Source organism: Flavobacterium sp. K5-23 (assembly GCF_023278045.1).
Lineage (GTDB): Bacteria > Bacteroidota > Bacteroidia > Flavobacteriales > Flavobacteriaceae > Flavobacterium.
Genome location: NZ_CP056783.1, coordinates 2,595,136 through 2,614,790, shown reverse-complemented (window position 1 = coordinate 2,614,790; position 19,655 = coordinate 2,595,136). Strand labels below are relative to the sequence as shown.

General features: G+C 33.5%; 15 protein-coding genes and 1 pseudogene. 7 read left to right on the top strand and 9 right to left on the bottom strand.

Features of this window, described 5'->3' with window-relative positions:
- Nucleotides 1-22 precede the first annotated feature (22 nt).
- Entirely contained in the window at nt 23-856 is an 834-nt protein-coding gene (locus FLAK523_RS11320; protein WP_248903441.1) for an OmpA family protein, read from the top strand.
- Nucleotides 857-983: 127 nt separating this feature from the next.
- On the opposite strand, the gene FLAK523_RS11315 is transcribed toward FLAK523_RS11320, so the two are convergent.
- From FLAK523_RS11315 to FLAK523_RS11305, 3 genes are all read right to left on the bottom strand, one after another.
- On the bottom strand, nt 984-1,604 hold the full coding sequence (locus tag FLAK523_RS11315; RefSeq protein WP_248903439.1) for an L-threonylcarbamoyladenylate synthase: 621 nt from the start codon (nt 1,602-1,604) through the stop codon (nt 984-986).
- A 92-nt stretch (nt 1,605-1,696) separates the two neighbouring features.
- A complete protein-coding gene (locus FLAK523_RS11310; RefSeq protein ID WP_248903436.1) occupies nt 1,697-4,030 on the bottom strand; it encodes an ATP-dependent helicase in 2,334 nt (777 codons plus the stop codon).
- Nucleotides 4,031-4,150: 120 nt separating this feature from the next.
- The gene (locus tag FLAK523_RS11305; RefSeq protein ID WP_248903434.1) at nt 4,151-4,921 is read right to left on the bottom strand and encodes a TSUP family transporter; all 771 of its coding nucleotides are present in this window, start codon (nt 4,919-4,921) and stop codon (nt 4,151-4,153) included.
- Nucleotides 4,922-5,072: 151 nt separating this feature from the next.
- Here FLAK523_RS11305 and FLAK523_RS11300 point away from each other — a divergent pair, with 151 nt between their 5' ends.
- On the top strand, nt 5,073-5,594 hold the full coding sequence (locus tag FLAK523_RS11300) for a hypothetical protein (protein ID WP_248903432.1): 522 nt from the start codon (nt 5,073-5,075) through the stop codon (nt 5,592-5,594).
- Nucleotides 5,595-5,664: 70 nt separating this feature from the next.
- Here the strand turns inward: FLAK523_RS11300 and FLAK523_RS11295 are convergent, their stop codons facing one another.
- Together FLAK523_RS11295 and FLAK523_RS11290 are read right to left on the bottom strand one after the other, a co-directional pair.
- Nucleotides 5,665-7,710, bottom strand: coding sequence for a M1 family metallopeptidase (locus FLAK523_RS11295; protein ID WP_248903430.1), 2,046 nt, complete (start codon nt 7,708-7,710; stop codon nt 5,665-5,667).
- A 1-nt stretch (nt 7,711) separates the two neighbouring features.
- Complete coding sequence (locus tag FLAK523_RS11290) at nt 7,712-8,371, bottom strand: transposase (protein WP_248903428.1); 660 nt, start codon at nt 8,369-8,371, stop codon at nt 7,712-7,714.
- A gap of 97 nt (nt 8,372-8,468) precedes the next feature.
- Between FLAK523_RS11290 and FLAK523_RS11285 the strand changes: the two genes are divergently transcribed.
- Entirely contained in the window at nt 8,469-9,206 is a 738-nt protein-coding gene (locus FLAK523_RS11285) for a diphthine--ammonia ligase (protein WP_248908089.1), read from the top strand.
- 49 nt (nt 9,207-9,255) lie between these two features.
- On the opposite strand, the gene FLAK523_RS11280 is transcribed toward FLAK523_RS11285, so the two are convergent.
- The 4 genes from FLAK523_RS11280 to FLAK523_RS11265 form a co-directional block, all read right to left on the bottom strand.
- Nucleotides 9,256-10,035 carry a hypothetical protein gene (locus tag FLAK523_RS11280; RefSeq protein ID WP_248903425.1) on the bottom strand — a complete coding sequence of 260 codons (780 nt, stop codon included), beginning with the start codon at nt 10,033-10,035 and terminating at the stop codon, nt 9,256-9,258.
- 38 nt (nt 10,036-10,073) lie between these two features.
- Nucleotides 10,074-10,619, bottom strand: a complete 546-nt coding sequence (locus FLAK523_RS11275; protein ID WP_248903423.1) for a DUF1697 domain-containing protein — start codon at nt 10,617-10,619, stop codon at nt 10,074-10,076.
- 142 nt (nt 10,620-10,761) lie between these two features.
- The gene (locus FLAK523_RS11270; protein WP_248903421.1) at nt 10,762-11,256 is read right to left on the bottom strand and encodes a TlpA disulfide reductase family protein; all 495 of its coding nucleotides are present in this window, start codon (nt 11,254-11,256) and stop codon (nt 10,762-10,764) included.
- 84 nt (nt 11,257-11,340) lie between these two features.
- A complete protein-coding gene (locus tag FLAK523_RS11265; RefSeq protein ID WP_248903419.1) occupies nt 11,341-12,528 on the bottom strand; it encodes a hypothetical protein in 1,188 nt (395 codons plus the stop codon).
- Between the two features lie 188 nt (nt 12,529-12,716).
- Between FLAK523_RS11265 and recG the strand changes: the two genes are divergently transcribed.
- The 4 genes and pseudogenes from recG to FLAK523_RS11245 all read left to right on the top strand — a co-directional run.
- On the top strand, nt 12,717-14,825 hold the full coding sequence (recG, locus tag FLAK523_RS11260) for an ATP-dependent DNA helicase RecG (RefSeq protein WP_248903417.1): 2,109 nt from the start codon (nt 12,717-12,719) through the stop codon (nt 14,823-14,825).
- A gap of 851 nt (nt 14,826-15,676) precedes the next feature.
- Complete coding sequence (aceB, locus tag FLAK523_RS11255; RefSeq protein ID WP_248903414.1) at nt 15,677-17,275, top strand: malate synthase A; 1,599 nt, start codon at nt 15,677-15,679, stop codon at nt 17,273-17,275.
- Nucleotides 17,276-17,349: 74 nt separating this feature from the next.
- Nucleotides 17,350-18,975 carry an isocitrate lyase gene (locus tag FLAK523_RS11250; protein WP_248903412.1) on the top strand — a complete coding sequence of 542 codons (1,626 nt, stop codon included), beginning with the start codon at nt 17,350-17,352 and terminating at the stop codon, nt 18,973-18,975.
- A 270-nt stretch (nt 18,976-19,245) separates the two neighbouring features.
- A pseudogene (locus FLAK523_RS11245) lies at nt 19,246-19,506 on the top strand (ATP-dependent DNA helicase RecG); the annotation flags it as partial.
- Nucleotides 19,507-19,655 lie beyond the last annotated feature (149 nt).

The window sequence follows — 19,655 nt, the reverse complement described above, 5'->3', positions numbered from 1 at the left end:
TTTTAATTTAACCCTAATTTTTATGAAAAAAATTGTAATTACCCTGTCTATCCTTATGGCATTGACTTCATGTGTATCTAAGAAGAAATACACTGACCTGGAAGCAAGAAATAAAGAAACTCAAGATTTATTAAATTCTTGTACTGTAAAATTAAATTCATGTTTGGAGGAGAAAGCTGGACTAACCGCTACTGTTGCTGGTTTAAAAGACCATAACCAAACTCTTATATCTACTTCAAAAGATATGACGATATTGACTACTAAAGGTGCTGAAAACATTGAAAAAGCATTAGAGTCTATCAAAGAAAAAGATTTGAAAATTACAAGGATGCAAGACGCGTTAACTAAAAAAGACAGTGTAACACTTGCTTTAGTAACAAGTTTAAAAAGCTCAGTTGGAATTTCTGATCCAGATATTGAAATTAACGTAGAAAAAGGAGTTGTATTTATCTCTATTGCTGATAAATTATTATTCAAAACTGGAAGCTATGATGTATCAGACAAAGCTAAAGGAGTATTAGCTAAAGTAGCTAAAGTAGTAAATGACAAACCTGATTTTGAATGTATGGTAGAAGGTCATACTGATAGCGTACCTTACAACGGAAGCGGAATATTACTTGACAACTGGGATTTAAGTGTGAAACGTTCTACTTCAATCATCCGTGTATTAACGAATGAATTAGGAGTTAAACCATCACAATTGATTGCTGCAGGTAGAAGTTCTTACATTCCATTAGTAGCAAATGATTCAGCTGATAACAGAGCTCGTAATAGAAGAACTCGTATCGTTGTTTTACCAAAAATCGATCAATTCTATGATATGATTGAAAAAGAAATGAAAAAACAGAAACAATAAAAAAGTGATCAGTTTTTAGTGATCAATTTTCAGATTGCATAAAAAAAACGTCTTGAGAAATCGAGACGTTTTTTTGTTTTTACTAAACACTAACCCCGACGCTTCGGGACTGAACACTAAATAACTTCTATAGAATATCCAAACTTCCTTTTCCCTCTCTTACTACAATAGGTTCATCTCCAGATAAATCAATTATGGTTGATCCTACATTATCTCCATATCCGCCATCAACAACCAAATCAACAAGATTCTGCCATTTTTCAAAAATTAATTCTGGGTCTGTAGTGTATTCAATTACATCATCATCATCATGAATAGAAGTAGAAACAATTGGATTTCCTAACTTGCGAACAATTTCTAGTGCTATTGAATTGTCAGGAACACGGATACCAACAGTGGTTTTCTTCTTAAATTCTTTGGGTAGATTATTATTTCCTGGTAAAATAAAAGTATACGCACCCGGTAATGCTCTTTTTAAAATTTTAAATGTTGATGTTTCAATTTGCCTTACATAGTCTGAGATATTACTTAAATCGTGACAAATGAAAGAAAAATTAGCTTTCTCCAGTTTGATTCCTTTTATTTTAGCAATCCGTTCCAGCGCTTTTGTATTAGTAATATCACAACCCAATCCGTAAACGGTATCCGTTGGGTAAATTATCAATCCTCCGTCTTTCAACACCTTAACTACTTTAGCAATAGCCGCTTCATTAGGATTGTCTGGGTATATTTTTATAAATTGTGCCATTTTTTTTTGTTTAAAGTATAAAATGTTCAAAGTTTAATATGTTTAAAGTTCTTCTTACCGACAACTTTAAACCTTAAACCTGAAACAAAATTTTAACCAATAATATCTAATTTTGCAAAACGCAATAATAATTTCTTAATTCCTCCTACCTCAAATTTAATCTCAGCCTTTTTATCTGCTCCCACTCCCTCGATATTTAATACTTCACCTCTACCAAAACGCTCATGCATTACCAGATTACCAGAGACTAATTTATTATCAAATAAATTTGCGGCTCCAGAAGAAGAACTCCCGGTTACTGGTTTCAATTTACGAATATTTACATCCGGTTTAGGCTCATTGTCTGTATTATATTTAGGAGGTGTTCCATTTGATGGTTTTGCCAATCGCATTTTTGACTTATCAACATCCCCAAAAACATCTTTGTCTATCAATGATTTATAACGATAATTAGATTCCGCAGGAGTAAGATATTCCAAATATTGACCGTCAATTTCTTCGATAAAACGCGAAGGCTCACTATCTGTCAGTTTTCCCCAACGGTAACGGGATTGCGCATAGGTTAAATAGGCCTGGTGTTCAGCACGGGTTAACGCCACATAAAACAATCGGCGTTCTTCTTCCAGTTCGCTTCGAGTACTCATACTCATTGCTGATGGGAATAAATCTTCTTCCATTCCTACTGCAAAAACATGCGGGAATTCCAGTCCTTTGGCTAAATGTATGGTCATCAATGCCACACGGTCTTCATCGGATGTGTCTTTGTCTAAATCAGTAGCCAAGGCCACATCTTCCATAAATTCAGATAAAGCACCACGTGCCCCATCAATTTCTTTTTGACCTTCAGTAAAATCTTTAAGACCGTTTAGTAACTCTTCAATATTTTGAATTTTAGCCATTCCTTCCGGAGTAGCATCTTTTTTTAATTCCTGTACCAATCCCGTTTTTTTAGAAACGTGATCCGTTATAAAAAAAGCATCGTGATTTTCATTTAAAGCCTGAAAACTCTGAATCATAAGCACAAAATCTTTCAGTTTCTGTTTTGTCCCTGAATTCAACTTGAGATCTATTTTATCAATATTTTGCATTATTTCAAATATTGATCGCTTGTAATGATTAGCAGCAACAGTCAGTTTTTCAACTGTGGTATCGCCAATTCCTCTTGCTGGATAATTAATTACACGCATCAAGGCTTCTTCATCTTTTGGATTGATGACCAATCTCAAATAACAAAGCACGTCTTTGATCTCTTTTCTTTGATAAAATGACAATCCACCATAAATACGGTATGGAATATCTCTTTTTCTCAAAGCGTCCTCCATTGCACGGGACTGTGCATTGGTACGGTACAAAATAGCAAACTGACCATTCGTCATTTGGTTTTGCATTTTTTGTTCGAAAATGGTACTGGCGACAAAACGGCCTTCCTCGGCATCAGTTAAGCTTCTATGCACTTTTATTTTTGGTCCAAATTCATTTGCCGTCCAAACGATTTTATCCAGTTTGACTTTATTTTTGTCAATGATGGTATTAGCCGCTTCCACAATATTTCTTGTAGAACGGTAGTTTTGTTCTAATTTATAGGTTTTTACCCCTTCATAATCTTTTTGGAAATTCAGGATGTTATTGATATTCGCACCACGGAAGGCATAAATACTTTGAGCATCATCTCCAACCACACATATATTTTGGAATTTGTCTGAGAGCGCACGAACAATCAAATACTGAGAATGGTTTGTATCTTGGTACTCATCTACCATTATATATCTAAAACGGTTTTGATATTTTGAAAGTACTTCGGGAAAACGGGTAAGCAATTCATTGGTTTTCAATAATAAATCATCAAAATCCATCGCACCCGATTTGAAACATTTATCTACATAAGCTTGATACAGCTCGCCCATCCTTGGTTTTTTGGACATTGCATCGGCTTCTTGTAAATCTCTATCGTTGAAATAAGCTTTAACGGTAATCAGATTATTTTTAAAATTAGAAATCCTACCTAAAACCTGTTTGGGTTTGTAAACATCCCTATCTAATTGCATTTCCTTAATGATACCTGATATTGCACGAAGTGAATCCTGGGAATCGTATATGGTGAAATTAGATGGATACCCTAAAAGAGACGCTTCTGAACGTAATATTTTGGCGAAAACAGAGTGAAAAGTTCCCATCCAAAGGTTTTTTGCTTCACTGGAACCAACAATATCTGAGATACGTTTTTTCATTTCACGTGCCGCCTTATTCGTAAAAGTAAGCGACAATATATTAAAAGCATCTATCCCCTGATGCATTAAATAAGCAATTCTTATAGTTAATACACGAGTTTTACCTGAACCGGCACCTGCAATGATTATCATAGGTCCTTCTTTCTGTAATACAGGTTCGCGTTGTGCTTCGTTTAATTGGGAAATATATTGTTGCATGTAGATTTTCTATTTATGCAAAAATAAGAATTTAAGAATTAATAAAAGAGTATATATCGCATCCATATTTGTATACAAAGAAAAAGATAATTAGGAACAAAAACTCAAGGTAATAACGTATTATTTATTCCAAAAAACATCATAAGCAAAGCGAATCAATGTCCCTACAACTACCACTAAAAAGAAAATCCTGATAAATCCATTCCCTTTATTTATGGCTAGTTTAGCTCCTATCCACCCGCCAAGCGCATTGCTTGCTGCCATAGGTAAAGCTATTGCCCAAATGATTTTTCCTTTAATGATAAATAAGCAAATCGAACCAAAATTAGTCGATAGATTAACCATTTTAGCATTGGCAGAAGCGTGAAGAAAATCAAAACCCATTAAAGCTATGAACGCAACTACAAAGAAACTACCGGTTCCAGGACCGATAAAGCCATCATAGAAACCAACAATTACACTTATCATAACGGCATTAATAATTTGCGTCTTTTCAGATAAGTTTTTCTCAATATGTTGACCAAAATTTTTCTTGGCATAGGTATAAATCGCTAGTAATGAAAGTATAAATAACAGTAAAGGCTTCATAAAATCATTACTCATATAAGTCAGCAGTGTCGAACCTAAAAAAGCAGAAGGCAATGATACTCCCATCATTATCAGCAATAACTTCCAGTTCATTTTTACCTTTTTCAAATATTGATATGCAGCAAAAGAAGTCCCACTAAATGCAGGTATCTTCAGCGTTCCTATTACTGTAGACACAGGTAAATTTGGCAATAGAATTAATCCAGCGGGTGTTTGAATTAATCCTCCACCACCTACAATTGCATCAATGAAACCAGCAGCGAATGCTGCAATACAAAGCAAAATAATGATATATGACTCCATTTATAAATAGTATTAAAATACAGCAATTCCTTTTTAGAATAAAACTTTGATAATTTTTGGTAAAAATACTATTCCGTTTATTTATTAACCTACAATTGAAGAAGAAATAGCATCAAAAAGTATATTTTTGTTTATCTAAATTTAAAACCAAATGGAATCTACTACTATAATTGAAATAATTGCCTACACTCTTCCATCATTAATTACAGGTGGAGTTGCTTACTTTTTATTCGATTCGCATTTTAAAGACCAGCAAAACACTAGACGTTGGTTGTTACAAAAAGACAATCAATCAGGGACATTACCTCTTAGACTGCAAGCGTACGAGAGAGTAACTTTGTTTATGGAACGCATCAATCCATCACAATTGATGATACGCATCAATCCCCTTTCTGAAGATAAAAACGATTATCAAAATCTTGTTATCGCTCAAATCGAACAAGAATTCGAACATAATTTAGCTCAACAAATTTATATATCTGAAGAGTGCTGGTCTATTATAGTAACCGCTAAAAACGCTACTATTCAAATGATACGTTTGGCAGCAAAAAACGAAAAAGTATCTAATGCCGATAGTTTACGCGAAGTGGTAATTAGTGATTTAATAGAAAAGCAATCTCCAAGTTATGCTGCTCTAGCTTACATAAAAAATGAAGTAGGCCAATTGTTTTAATACAAAACGCCTGATTTTAATACTATTCTCATCCAATTGCTTTCTTTCAGTCAATTAGATGAGATTTTTTTTATTCGATCAACAATCTATTCAATTGAAACTGTTCTGTCTCATTCAATTCCGGTAGAATACGAGTTAACGAAGCTTTCATTTCTTCTTTCTTAATTAAAGCCCTAAGATTATCTCTTCCAAATTTAGTAAACTGCCACGTATGATGAGTAGTAGAGTTCACTAGATTTTTTAAAACAACATCATTAAAAACACGAAAAGCAATCAATTTTTCTAAGGCTTTTTGTCGGGTTGTAGCTTCATATTTAGTAGAGGAATATGAAACAAGTTCGTTAATTAATTCTTCTCTATTTGTCGAGTAATTTGGAGTAGAAATAGCCAGTGAAAGCCAAAGTGTCTTTAAATTATAATCGTTAAAACCTATCCAATCTTTAGTTTTATCCAAATAGGAAGCACGATGTTCGGGAAAATTATTCCATAATTGATACAATGCAAATTCCTGTGTCTGATAGGATTTGTCTTCTAATAACGTCTCATATAGCGTTCTAAAATCTTCTGGTATTTTAGTTAAAGAACTTGCAACCGCTTGTCTAACTTGGATATTTTGAGTATCCAAAGCAAGTTTCAACAAATTCCTTTTGGCAAAGAAATTTTCATTTTTTAACTGATTAATAACTGCTTCTTTAACTGTACCATAGACGTCTGAATTTAGAATTTCCACAAAAAAATCTTCTTTTTCCGAAAGTGGTTTTCTTTTCATACTTTCGACATCTAACAACAGTTTTGTCGTTTTATTTTTACTTAATAACTCATTAGCTAACTGATTGTTAAATACCGTTGATTCAAGCCATTCTTTACTATAGGAATCCAAATCATAATCGGATACTTTTTTAATTTCATCAAAGAAATCTTGGGTAATCACTGTTTGAAAAGAGTGTTTTTTTAAATAATTTCGAACCGCTTTATTAAATGCCTTGTCCCCGATTGCGTTATGCAACACAAACAAAGACCAAGCTCCTTTTTGATAAAAACTCAGCGAACTTGCTTTGGCATTCAAAACCGGAATGGTGTCCGTTCTTGAAGCATATTTTATATTCTGTGCTGATTCGTATAATTTAGAATAGAAATAATCATCTCCAAAAATATCGCGTTCTGCCAATAAAGCGTAATAAGTTGCAAAACCTTCTTGTAACCAATGATGCTTCCCGCTTTGGGCAGTAATTAAATTCCCAAACCATTGATGCGCTAATTCATGTGCATTTACATTAATATAATTTCGATCTTCAAAACCTATGGTATCCACAATATATCGGGTTGAAAAAAGTGTGGCCGATGTGTTTTCCATCCCAGCATAAAGGAAATCTCTAACGGGAATTTGTTTGTATATTTCCCAGGGATACTTCACTCCTATTTTCTTTTCCAAGAAATCAAACATTCGTTGGGAATAGCGATAACTGGGTTCGAATTTTGCCGAATCTTTATTCTCGATATATAATTCTAAAGGAATGCCACATTTTGATTTTTGAAGGTGCTTATCAAATTTCCCTATGGCAAGCATCAATAAATAGGAACTCATAGATTTTTGCATAGCATAATTCCAAATCGACATCCCATCAATTCCCGATTTAGACTGCAAAACTCCGTTTGAAATCACTTGATAGTTTTCATTAAAAACTACATTCATATTAAAAACCAATTTCTCATTTACATCATCGAAACTAGGAAACCAATGACTTGTATATTTCCCTTGCCCTTGAGTCCATATTTGGTCATCCACGAAATACAAAGTCTGCTTAGGTATAGCCGAATAATGAAAAGTCAGTTGGTTTTTTCCTTTTGTAAATGGATAAATCAGCTGTAATTGCTTACCAGTATTTACAAATTGAAATTCACTTCCGTTTAGTTTTAAATTCGAAATAACCATATTTTGAGCATCGATTTTAATGGTGTCAACAGATTGTAACACCTCAAATTGATAATCGACATCTCCGGAAATTGATTTCTCTTTAGGATTTATCGCAATTTTCCCTAAAACCGATTTGAAATCGACGTATTGGGTTTGTTGCGCAAATGTTATTGTAGAAAGGAAAAGAAATAGGTATTTCATTCTAATGGGGATTTATGGAATCTTGATTCCAATTCTTAGGGTTGTTTTTTATGTAATAATAAATTTTCTCAAATGAAGCGTAATCCCGTACAATGTGATCATGGTAATTGGATTGCCAGATTTTATTTTGGGGTTCTGTAGAGACGCACTGCAGTGCGTCTCTTCGTGATGTGTCTCTACGTGATGCGTCTCTACGTGATGCGTCTCTACGTGATGCGTCTTTGTGCTGTGAATTAATTTGTTTGGTTGTAACCGATTTTAAAATTGCAACAAAGGACGAAATGGAATTGGGTTTACGTGATAATTTCGAAAATTTCGATTGTTGTAGAGATGCACTGCAGTGCGTCTCTACGTCGTGCGTCTCTACGTCGTGCGTCTCTACGTCGTGCGTCTCTAAAATTTCAACTAACAAATGAATATGATTAGGCATTATAATCCAATTGTGAAAAAACCACCGTTCTCTAATTGAAATTGATTTCAACAATTCCGTTTCAATAATATTCCCGTTATTATTTAATACCATTTTATCATCATCAATATTTCCAAATATACATTCCCTGTTTTGTGTAACCAAAGTAATAAAATAAATTGCTTCACTAGAATAATCCCAGTTTTTCAATCTATTCGATTCGGTTTTAAATTTATTTTTAAATAATGGCATTAAAAGGTTTGATTTGAGTCCCAAAGTTACAAAGGTTTCCCTAACATATAGAAGTAATTTTGTAAGTTTACCAACGGAAATTTACAAGAAAAACACTTTGAAAAAGAAAGCTATATTTAACTGGAGCAGCGGAAAAGATTCGGCTTTAGCCTTATACAAAATCTTACAAGATCCTGAGTTTGAAATCAGCTGTTTACTAACGAGTGTTAACCAACAGTTTCAGCGCATTTCGATGCATGGGGTTCGGGTTGAATTGTTACACCAGCAAGCTAATAGCATTAGTCTACCTCTCGAAATTATGCAAATCCCAGAAATGCCTACGATGGAAGTTTATGAATCAGTGATGCAGGAAACATTGGAAAGACTAAAATCAGAAGGAAATACCCATTCCGTTTTTGGAGATATTTTTCTGGAAGATTTGCGAAAATACAGAGAGGATAAAATAGCTACAATAGGATTTGAAGGTGTTTTTCCGCTTTGGAAAGAGCCAACAATTGATTTGATTAAAGAATTCATTGATCTAGGATTTAAAACCATTGTGGTTTGCGTGAACGAACGCTATCTTGACAAAAGCTTCGTTGGTCGTGTGATAGATCAGGATTTTATCAATGATTTACCTGACAATGTGGATGTTTGCGGGGAAAACGGTGAATTCCACACCTTCACTTTCGATGGGCCTATTTTCTCAAAACCCATTGATTTTGAAATTGGCGAAATCGTATATCGAAAATATGAAAAACCAAAAGAAGTAGATTCTTCCAATACCGCTTGCGACACAAGTGCAACAGATGCTTATGATTTCGGGTTTTGGTATTGTGATTTGGTTGAAAAATAAAAATTTTCCGTAGTTAGAGCCAAGGAAAATTTATTAAATCAGTTTAATTTTATTTACAATTATTTATTTCTTCTAAAAAATCTCGAAAAGGTTTTAAAGAAATTTCTGTTCCAGATTCTCCATTAGCAGAATAATCAAACGGATTATCAAGATCTTTTATTAAAAAGAACATATACGAAATCATAAAAATAACCAATACGGTAAAAAACAAAGAGGCGTAAAAAGGTTCTATTTTAATAATGATAAGTCCGAATGCGATCAAGAACCCCATAGCTTCCAGAATTGCATAAGCCGAACTAATAAAATCAGTATCTCTTATGGTATCAATTCTCAAAACCATTTTTCTAATATTATTTTGTTCATTTTTCATTTTAACAATATATCCAACTTGAATACCTTCATTGTCTAGAGCAACAAAATAATCATTCATTAAACTTATCTTATGAATAATTGATTGTGTCTTTTCTTTTTTATAAAACCAATCAATCAATGAATTCATAAATGACTTATGAAATTCTATAAATTGTAACGCTGCTTCACTATTTTTTCCTTTATGAATAGTATAAGCATCATCATAAAGTGTTCTCATTCCTGCGGATAACTCACTTGGAAGTTTTTCACTTTCTTTATAATCAGATAATACTCCGCTAATTAAAAATCCAATTAGAAATATGGTTCCCGCAACTAAACTAGTGAACAATGCATTTAATTCCATAAGCTCAAAACCTAACTTATGTACCAAAAATTTTAATGTGGCAACCAAAATCACAATGGGCATCACCTTTATAGCTAATGCCCATTTTTGAATAATTTTTCTATTCGAAATCATACTATATTATATACTTACTTAATTATTTGAAAATTAAACTAACGCTCTTCATACATTTTTAACAATTGGGTAACCGTATTCCAGTTCCTTACAGTTGCCGTAACATTTAGTTTCTTCTCGATATATTTTTGGTCAAACCTAGTTTTTCCAGCTCCAACAGCATATTTAATGAAAATTTTATTTCCATCAATGCTGGCCTCGTCCGGTTTAAACTGACTAATTTTTAAGTCGTTGATACTGTCACTTCTCAATACAGTAGAAATAAAAGCCACGTATAACTTTTTAGTATCTACCTCTTTTTCCTTTAAAAAAGAATTATTGCTGAAACAAGCGAGTAAATCATTTTTATCAACCACAACAACAGGCACTTCATGACCAAATACTTTGAAAATTTCCTGTTTGATTTGGAATCCAACTTTAGATGCGCTTTCCTCCTCAGTATCTACAAAAACATTTCCAGATTGAATATAGGTTTCAACATTTTGAAAACCAATGTTTTCCAATGCCTTTTTAAGAGCATCCATTTTTATCATACTGTGTCCAGAAACATTGATACCACGAAGTAATGCGAGATGAGTTATCATTTTTAAGCTTTTTTATTGTCGCAAAGGTATTGCGTTTGAAGTAGAATTCACAATTTTATTAAATTAGAAAATTCTGTTTGAGTTTAATAAATATATCCTAAGTCGATATCATAATAAAACTGGTTTCTTTATAACTTAAATTTTATTGTTTGTACTTTTCAATTATGTCTTTAATGACTTTTGAAGTTAACTCAAAACCTGTTAATATAGGATAGCCTTCCCAACGTACAATTCCATTAGGGTCAATCAAAACACAATGTGGAATTCCTCTTACTTCAAGCAAATTATACATTTTTCTTTGTGTATCCATTGCACTATAATATTCAATTTTAGGACTCGTAAGTTTATTTATTTCGTCTTTTGATTCATCGCTAATTCCTATTACTATTAAATCGTTTTCAAATTCCGTTTTAAACTTGTTTAAATCAGGAATAGCTCTTTTACAGGGTCCACACCATGTTGCCCAAAAATCAATTAACACAAATTTACCTTTTGTGTTAGGCTTTTCTGAAAGCCATTTCTCTACTGTTAATTCTGGTGCTTTTTGATTAATAATTGATTTTGCCCACATCTTTTTTTCTTGCGAATAAGAGTTTAAAACAAACAAACTTGTCAATAGGAATAGTGTGTTTTTCATTTTATGAGTTTTATTTGTGAATGTTATTTGATTTTTACAATGCTATCGAGAACACACCGTTAGTAACAGTTCCAATATATATTATTAAATTTTCTTTTGGTAATCTAATATCGTTTTATAACCTCTGTTTTTTATTATTATTCGATAAATTCCATTATCCAAAATTAAATTAGCTTCTTGATCCTTGTTATTTATTTCAATTACATCTGCTGGAACCCCTTCTTTTTCAAATTCATTAATTCGATATGCCAAGGCCAAAACGGGAAATTCTGAAATAGAATCTGTTGCAATACGATATGCTTTTCTTCTTCCGTCTAAAGTCAGCCAATCTGGTCTGCCGTTTTTATAAATAGTCACAGGATGAATTATTCTACAGTCGGCAATTCCATAATTTACACTTCCGTTAAATGTTTCACCTTTACCATTAATCATAATAACTGGTTTTACTGTATTTGCTATTCTTATGTACGGATTATTAAATTCTGGAGAGCCACTCTCTGAACTCGGTACCTGATCAATTGTAAAAGGGTTAACTCCTGTCATATCATTTAACCTTGCTGCCATAGCTTTTTCCCAACTGCTAATTCCTGGAATTCCTTCATTAAGATGATCATATCCACAGTGAATTAAAAACTTATCATTAGGATGTTTCGCCATCATTTTAGCAATATTTTCTGCTTGTTCTATTTCTCTCTCTTTGCCAGTTTTACCTACTTTATACTCATATTCGAATAAAACAAAACCAATATCCAAAGCTTCTTTGATTAAATTAGAATATTGTGATTCATGCAAATACATACTCCCACTTTCTAGAGTTGCAAACTTACGCGTGTTAACCAATGAATCATATAATGCTTCAATCCCAAAATAGCGACACCCATTTTTATAAAGACCTTTCAATAAAGAGGTGGTAAAAACTCTATGTCTAGAATTATTATGGGCTTCATTGATTATTATTACTCTTTCCTTTTTTGAACGATTTATAATATAATCCTTTGCGTCTTTTGGCTGGAATTCATTAAAATACAAGCTGTCTTTTATAGAAACCGATTTTTTTTTAGCTCCTTGCCTATCCCACGTTTGCAATGCTTTTTTATAATTTCCATTTATTGAAAATTCGGTTGCTCCTACTTGATATCTCCACGGAACAGTATCCTTTTCTATCTTATTGTTTATATCCTCAGAAAATTTATAAATTTCTTTGTTTTTTTGAGCATTCATCTCGATACTAATTGAAAGTATAAATAATAAAATGGTTAAAGCTTGTTTCATAGATTTTTAAAATTCAAATGGAAAATCCAAATATACTCTTTTTTCTTACATCACTTTCAAACAAACTCATTTCCAAATTTCCAAACAATAAACTATCTTCGCTTTCAAATAGAGAAAAGGAAATAGAACAAATAAAAAAGACTTCTAACATCTATATTCTCTTTATTCTATTTCCCAAATAATCCAAAATGTCTAACAACCTCTTGCTTACTCCTATCGAATACCTCAAAGGCGTTGGTCCTAATCGGGGCGTATTGCTGCGTAAGGAATTGGGGATTCATAAGTACGGGGATTTAATCAATTTTTATCCTAATCGTTACATTGACCGCACCCGTTATTACAAAATCAACGAATTGCAAAACAATGTTGCCGAGGTTCAAATAATCGGTAAAATTATCAATGTCAAAACGGTGGAGTTTGGTAAAGGCAGGAAACGTCTTGTAGCCACTTTTGTAGATGACACAGGGCAATTAGAACTAGTGTGGTTTCAAGGACATAAATGGGTAAAGGAATCCTTAAAAATTAATGAAGTAAGTGTGATTTTCGGAAAATGTACTTCTTTTAATGGTATGTACAATATGGCACATCCCGAAATTGAATTGCTTAGTGAGCACGAACAAAGTTTGCGCTCGGCTATGCAACCCGTCTATCCTTCGACAGAAACCCTGACTAATCGTGGGATTTCAAACCGAACGATAAACAAGATGATGCAGCAGCTGTTTCAAGAAACGCATTCCTTGTTTACCGAGACACTTCCAGATTATTTGATAACCGAATTGAATCTGATCTCCAAAAAAGCAGCTTTATTCAACATTCATTTTCCTAAAAGCCCAGAAGCTTTGGCGAAAGCCCAATTCCGATTAAAATTTGAAGAATTGTTTTTTATCCAATTGCAGTTAATTACTAAAAACCTGATTCAGAAACACAAAATAAAAGGACATCCTTTTACTATTGTAGGTGAATTTTTTAATGAATTTTATCAAAATCACCTTCCTTTTGAGCTCACAGGAGCCCAAAAAAGAGTGATTAAAGAAATACGAACTGATATGGGCAGCAATGCCCAAATGAATCGTTTATTACAAGGTGACGTAGGTTCCGGAAAAACCATTGTGGCATTTATGACAATGTTATTGGCACTCGATAATGGTTTTCAAGCTTGCTTGATGGCGCCCACAGAAATCTTGGCTAATCAACATTTTATAGGATTATCTGAGCTTGCTAAAGAACTGAATCTAAACATAAAACTGCTCACTGGTTCAAGTAAAACTGTAGCTAGAAGGACGATTCACGAAGAGCTAGAAAATGGAAGTTTGCAAATCCTTATAGGAACGCATGCTTTACTGGAAGACAAGGTTAAATTCAAAAATTTAGGACTGGCTGTTATTGACGAGCAACACCGTTTTGGAGTTGAGCAACGTTCTAAATTATGGAAGAAAAACACCATTCCGCCGCACGTTTTAGTAATGACGGCAACCCCTATTCCTAGAACGCTGGCGATGAGTTTGTATGGCGATCTGGATATTTCCGTGATTGACGAATTGCCTCCGGGGAGAAAACCCATTCAAACGGTTCATCGATTTGACAGTAACCGACTGAAAGTTTGGAAATTCATTCGGGATGAGATTGCCATTGGACGCCAAATTTACATTGTCTATCCATTGATTCAGGAATCGGAGAAAATGGATTATAAAGATTTAATGGACGGTTACGAGAGTATTTCGCGTGATTTTCCTTTACCTCAATATTCAATTTCTATTTTACACGGAAAGATGAAACCGGCAGATAAAGATGCCGAGATGAAACGCTTTTCAGAAGGAAAAACTAATATTATGGTCGCTACAACGGTGATTGAAGTGGGTGTAAATGTTCCTAATGCTTCGGTGATGATTATCGAAAGTGCCGAGCGTTTCGGACTATCACAATTGCACCAATTACGCGGTCGCGTGGGGCGTGGTGCTGATCAAAGTTACTGCATCCTGATGACGAGCCATAAATTGAGTTCTGACAGTAAAACCCGAATTGAAACTATGGTAAGTACTAATGATGGGTTTGAAATTGCCGAAGTAGATTTAAAGCTTCGTGGTCCCGGAAATCTAATGGGAACCCAACAAAGTGGTGTACTCAATCTTCAAATTGCCGATATCGTTAGAGACAGGGATATTTTGGCTCTAGCCAGAAACCACGCAATGAAAATATTAAAAGAAGACGCTCCTTTACAAAAACCGGAACACGCCACTCTTAGAGCTGTTTATATGGAACTGACCAAAAAGAAAAACATCTGGAATTATATTAGTTAAGCTATAGAATTTACACTAATTATTTTCCTCTTTACCACATAGAGTCATAGCCTATATTGTCTTAATAAAAGAATCCTTTTTAGAATTTTTACTTATCACATAGATTAGTCTTCCGATATAATAGGAATATTTTTTTTACGCTCAAAAAAATTATATGACTCTATGTGGTAAACTAAATCACCATACACTTGAACCCCATAGATTTGGTTTTACAGACTTAAAGTCTGCAAGAATAAACTTTCAATTTTCCACGGATTAAAAATATTCACAGAGATTGATTTGTGATAATCCATTTAATCTGTGGCCACCCATTTTTTAGAAGTTAAAACGAAATTCACTAAAGTAAATAGTTCTAACTATTTCTATGACCAATAAATTAGTCAATTCACTTATTGGTTTCCGTACTCTTATATATCAATATGAAAACCAAAGTTTTAATGCAGGACACACTTGTTTGACAAATCAATAAAGCAAGAAAACTCAAATTCCTTTTCTTATAATTTTAAAAATTTTTCGGCTTTAGATCTCCAACAATTGATAAATATCATCAGATTTCTCTGAATGCATTACAAATTCTCTAATTAAAATAATTTATTTTTCCTCATTAATTTTAATTATACATGAGCTTACTAAACTATACCGATCAAGAGCCAAAATAGCAATCAGACACCGTAATCACTTACTTAGCGAAGTTTTAACAAAACTAAAATCCAACATAATCTTCTTTAAAAATAGTCGTTTTTACAATTTTAGCGAACATTCATTTTTAGACTAAATACAATATTTAACGAACGTTCGCTTGTTTTTCAAAAATAATTGTTTTAAAATTGTACTATAAATCTATAAGCACAATGGAAGACACATTTTTAAAACAATCGACAATTAACTTTTCAAATGAGGTTAACAATTACTATCCAGAAATTCTAACTGATGAAGCATTAGTATTTATCAAAGCACTGCATGAGAAATTCAATTCTGAAAGACTGGAACTGTTAGACCGTAGAGTTAAACAGCAAACAATTTTTGATAACGGAAAATTTCCAGAATTTCCAAAAGAAACTAAGGACGTCCGAAATACAGATTGGACTGCCGCTGCAATTCCGCACGATTTACAAGATAGACGTGTAGAAATTACTGGCCCAGTAGATCGAAAAATGATTATCAATGCGTTAAATTCTGGTGCCAAAACATTTATGGCAGATTTAGAAGATAGCACCGCTCCTTCTTGGGAAAATACTATTTCAGGACAACAAAACTTAATAGATGCTAATAAAAAAACCATTGCATTAACTGACACAAAACGCAATAAGTCATACACTTTAAACCAAGAAACAGCTGTGTTACTTGTAAGACCAAGAGGATTACATTTAGACGAAAGGCATCTGATAATAGACAACAAAGTTGCTTCAGGAAGTTTGGTTGACTTTGGTTTGTATGTATTCCATAACACGCAAACGATGACACAAAATGGAACTGCACCGTATTTTTATTTACCAAAACTAGAGCACTATTTAGAAGCGCGTTGGTGGAACAAAGTTTTTGAATTTGCGCAAGAGTATTTAGAAGTGCCAAAAGGAACTTTTAAAGCAACTGTTTTAATCGAAACAATTACCGCTAGTTTTCAGCTTGATGAAATAATTTTCGAACTGAAAGATCATATTGTTGGTTTGAACTGTGGTCGTTGGGATTATATTTTTTCTTACATCAAGAAATTTAGAAACCACACCAATTTTGTAGTTCCAAATCGCGATCAAGTAACTATGACTACTCCATTTATGGATGCATATTCAAAATTGGTCATACAACGTTGTCACAAAAGAGGCATTCTTGCAATAGGCGGAATGGCAGCACAAATTCCGATTAAAAATAATGAAGAAGCTAATGCTGCTGCTTTAGAAAAAGTAAGAAAAGACAAAGAACGCGAAGTAATAAATGGGCATGACGGTACTTGGGTTGCACATCCGGCATTAGTAGCAGTTGCTTTGGCTGAATTTAATAAACACATGCCAACGGCGAACCAATTACATGTAAAACGTGATGATGTAAACATAACAGAACAAGACCTAGTAGAAATACCAAAAGGAACCGTCACAGAAGAAGGAATTCGGAAAAACATCAATGTCGGTATTTTATACATAGAAGCCTGGTTAAGAGGTCATGGTGCTGTAGCTCTTTATAATTTAATGGAAGATGCCGCAACCGCAGAAATTTCAAGAACTCAAGTCTGGCAATGGTTAAAAAACGAAGTGAAACTTGAAGATGGACGAAAATTCAACACCGAATTATATAAGAAATTACTAGAAGATGAAGTAGCAAAAATCGCTACTGAAATTGGAGAAGAGAACATACCGAAAAGCAAAATTAAATTAGCTGTTTCACTCTTTGATGAACTTGTAGTTTCTGAAGAATTTGAAGAGTTTTTAACTCTACCCGCTTACAAATACATATAAAAAAAACAATCCTGCGATTGCGGTCACAATCAACAGGATCTAATTATTAACAAAAAATAACCTAACACAAAATTATGAAAAATTTAGAACAAAGTAATTATAGTTCTGCTTTGCAAACTGTAAAAGATTTAAAAGCAAAGTATGGAACTACTTGGAATGCAATTAATCCTGTAAGTGCAGCAAGAATGGTTACTCAAAATCGTTTTAAAACAGGGTTAGATATTGCCAAATATACAGCAGCTATTATGCGAAAAGACATGGCGGAATATGATGCTAATGCTTCTAATTATACTCAATCTCTAGGTTCTTGGCATGGTTTTGTTGCACAGCAAAATATTATTGCTGTTAAGAAGCATCATAAAACAACTAATAAAAGATACATCTATTTATCAGGATGGATGGTTGCTGCATTACGTTCAGAATTTGGACCGTTACCGGATCAATCTATGCACGAAAAAACGACTGTTCCCGCTTTAATCAAAGAAATTTACGATTTCTTGCGTCAAGCAGATGCAATTGAGTTAAATGATTTGTTCAGAAGACTTGAAAAAGGAGAAGATGTACAAGATCAAATCGATAATTTTGAAACGCATATCGTTCCGATTATTGCTGATATTGACGCCGGTTTCGGAAACGAAGAAGCGACTTATTTGCTAACTAAAAAAATGATTGAAGCGGGAGCTTGCGCAATCCAAATTGAAAATCAAGTTTCGGATGCGAAACAATGCGGACACCAAGACGGAAAAGTGACGGTACCACACGAAGATTTTCTTGCAAAAATTAACGCTATCCGCTATGCGTTTTTAGAATTAGGCATCGATAACGGAATTATTGTTGCAAGAACAGATTCAGAAGGCGCAAGTCTTACTCAAAAATTACCAGTAAGCACTGAGCAAGGAGATTTAGCTTCTCAATATCTAGCTTTTGTAGAAGCAGAAGAAATAAATATTAATGATGCTAAAGAAGATGATGTGCTTCTTAAAAGAGACGGTAAATTAGTACGTCCTGTGCGATTAGCAAATGGTTTGTACCAATTTAAAGAGGGTTCTAATATCGACAGAGTGGTTTTAGATTGTATTACGAGCTTGCAAAATGGAGCAGATCTTTTATGGATTGAAACTCCAACGCCAAATGTGAAGCAAATCGCAAATATGGTGAACAGAATTAAGGAAGTAGTTCCAAATGCCAAATTGGTTTACAACAACTCACCTTCTTTTAACTGGACATTAAATTTCCGTAATCAGGCTTATGATGAAATGCTTGCTACAGGAGAAGATATGACAAATTATGATAGAGCTAATTTAATGGATTCTCAGTACGATGGTTCGGACTTGTGCCGTCGTGCAGATGCCAGAATTAGAACGTTCCAAATAGATAGCTCAAGAGAAGCTGGAATTTTTCATCACTTGATTACCTTACCTACGTATCATACTACGGCACTTCATATGAATGATTTAACGCAAGGATATTATGGAGAAGAAGGAATGTTGGCTTATGTTAAAGGGGTTCAGAGACAAGAAATCCGAAAAGGGGTTGCCTGTGTAAAACATCAAAGAATGGCGGGATCTAATCTTGGCGATGACCATAAAACATTCTTTGCTGGAGATAAAGCTTTAAAAGCTGATGGAGCAAAAAACACAAGTGATCAGTTTGAAAGCAAAAAAAATGAGTCAAAAAAAGAACTTGTTTTAGAAAAATAATTCATACTCTGTTTATTGATAAAGGCAACATCTAAGCATGTTGCCTTTTCAAATTTTACCTATTAATAAAATGCTTTAAACTCCTATTATAAATATGTTTACAACTGCAGACCTTTGTGATGAGTAAGGAACACTTCTTAGTTGTGTTGATCCTATTTTCATTCATTTTGGTGTCAAAAAGGTGTTTTCAGGAAAAATTAGTACGCTAAAATTATTTGAAGACAATTCATTGGTAAGAAAACAGTTAGAACTTGACGGAAAAGGTAAAGTACTAATGATGGTTTTGAAATTGACGAAGTGGATTTAAAGCTTCGTGGTCTCGGAAATCTAATGGGAACCCAACAAAGTGGCGTGCTCAATCTTCAAATCGCCGATATCGTTAGAGACAGGGATATTTTGGCTCTAGCCAGAAACCACGCAATGAAAATATTAAAAGAAGACGCTCCTTTACAAAAACCTGAACACGCCACACTTAGAGCTGTGTATATGGAACTGACCAAAAAGAAAAACATCTGGAATTATATTAGTTAATTTTTTATTAAACTAAATATGTAACGACACGGTATTTTTTAATTTTTAGCAAATATTTATTAAGCTAAACAGCTGATTCCCCATTACTTTTACTTGTTTTAATTTAAATGTATTTAATAAATTACTTGTTAAAATATAGTTAAACCTGC

What these genes read in the sequence shown, in the direction of transcription:
- FLAK523_RS11320 (WP_248903441.1), top strand. Translation starts at nt 23, where the DNA reads ATGAAAAAAATTGTAATTACCCTGTCTATCCTTATGGCATTGACTTCA.
- FLAK523_RS11315 (WP_248903439.1), bottom strand. Translation starts at nt 1,604, where the DNA reads ATGGCACAATTTATAAAAATATACCCAGACAATCCTAATGAAGCGGCT.
- FLAK523_RS11310 (WP_248903436.1), bottom strand. Translation starts at nt 4,030, where the DNA reads ATGCAACAATATATTTCCCAATTAAACGAAGCACAACGCGAACCTGTA.
- FLAK523_RS11305 (WP_248903434.1), bottom strand. Translation starts at nt 4,921, where the DNA reads ATGGAGTCATATATCATTATTTTGCTTTGTATTGCAGCATTCGCTGCT.
- FLAK523_RS11300 (WP_248903432.1), top strand. Translation starts at nt 5,073, where the DNA reads ATGGAATCTACTACTATAATTGAAATAATTGCCTACACTCTTCCATCA.
- FLAK523_RS11295 (WP_248903430.1), bottom strand. Translation starts at nt 7,710, where the DNA reads ATGAAATACCTATTTCTTTTCCTTTCTACAATAACATTTGCGCAACAA.
- FLAK523_RS11290 (WP_248903428.1), bottom strand. Translation starts at nt 8,371, where the DNA reads ATGCCATTATTTAAAAATAAATTTAAAACCGAATCGAATAGATTGAAA.
- FLAK523_RS11280 (WP_248903425.1), bottom strand. Translation starts at nt 10,035, where the DNA reads ATGATTTCGAATAGAAAAATTATTCAAAAATGGGCATTAGCTATAAAG.
- FLAK523_RS11275 (WP_248903423.1), bottom strand. Translation starts at nt 10,619, where the DNA reads ATGATAACTCATCTCGCATTACTTCGTGGTATCAATGTTTCTGGACAC.
- FLAK523_RS11270 (WP_248903421.1), bottom strand. Translation starts at nt 11,256, where the DNA reads ATGAAAAACACACTATTCCTATTGACAAGTTTGTTTGTTTTAAACTCT.
- FLAK523_RS11265 (WP_248903419.1), bottom strand. Translation starts at nt 12,528, where the DNA reads ATGAAACAAGCTTTAACCATTTTATTATTTATACTTTCAATTAGTATC.
- recG (WP_248903417.1), top strand. Translation starts at nt 12,717, where the DNA reads ATGTCTAACAACCTCTTGCTTACTCCTATCGAATACCTCAAAGGCGTT.
- aceB (WP_248903414.1), top strand. Translation starts at nt 15,677, where the DNA reads ATGGAAGACACATTTTTAAAACAATCGACAATTAACTTTTCAAATGAG.
- FLAK523_RS11250 (WP_248903412.1), top strand. Translation starts at nt 17,350, where the DNA reads ATGAAAAATTTAGAACAAAGTAATTATAGTTCTGCTTTGCAAACTGTA.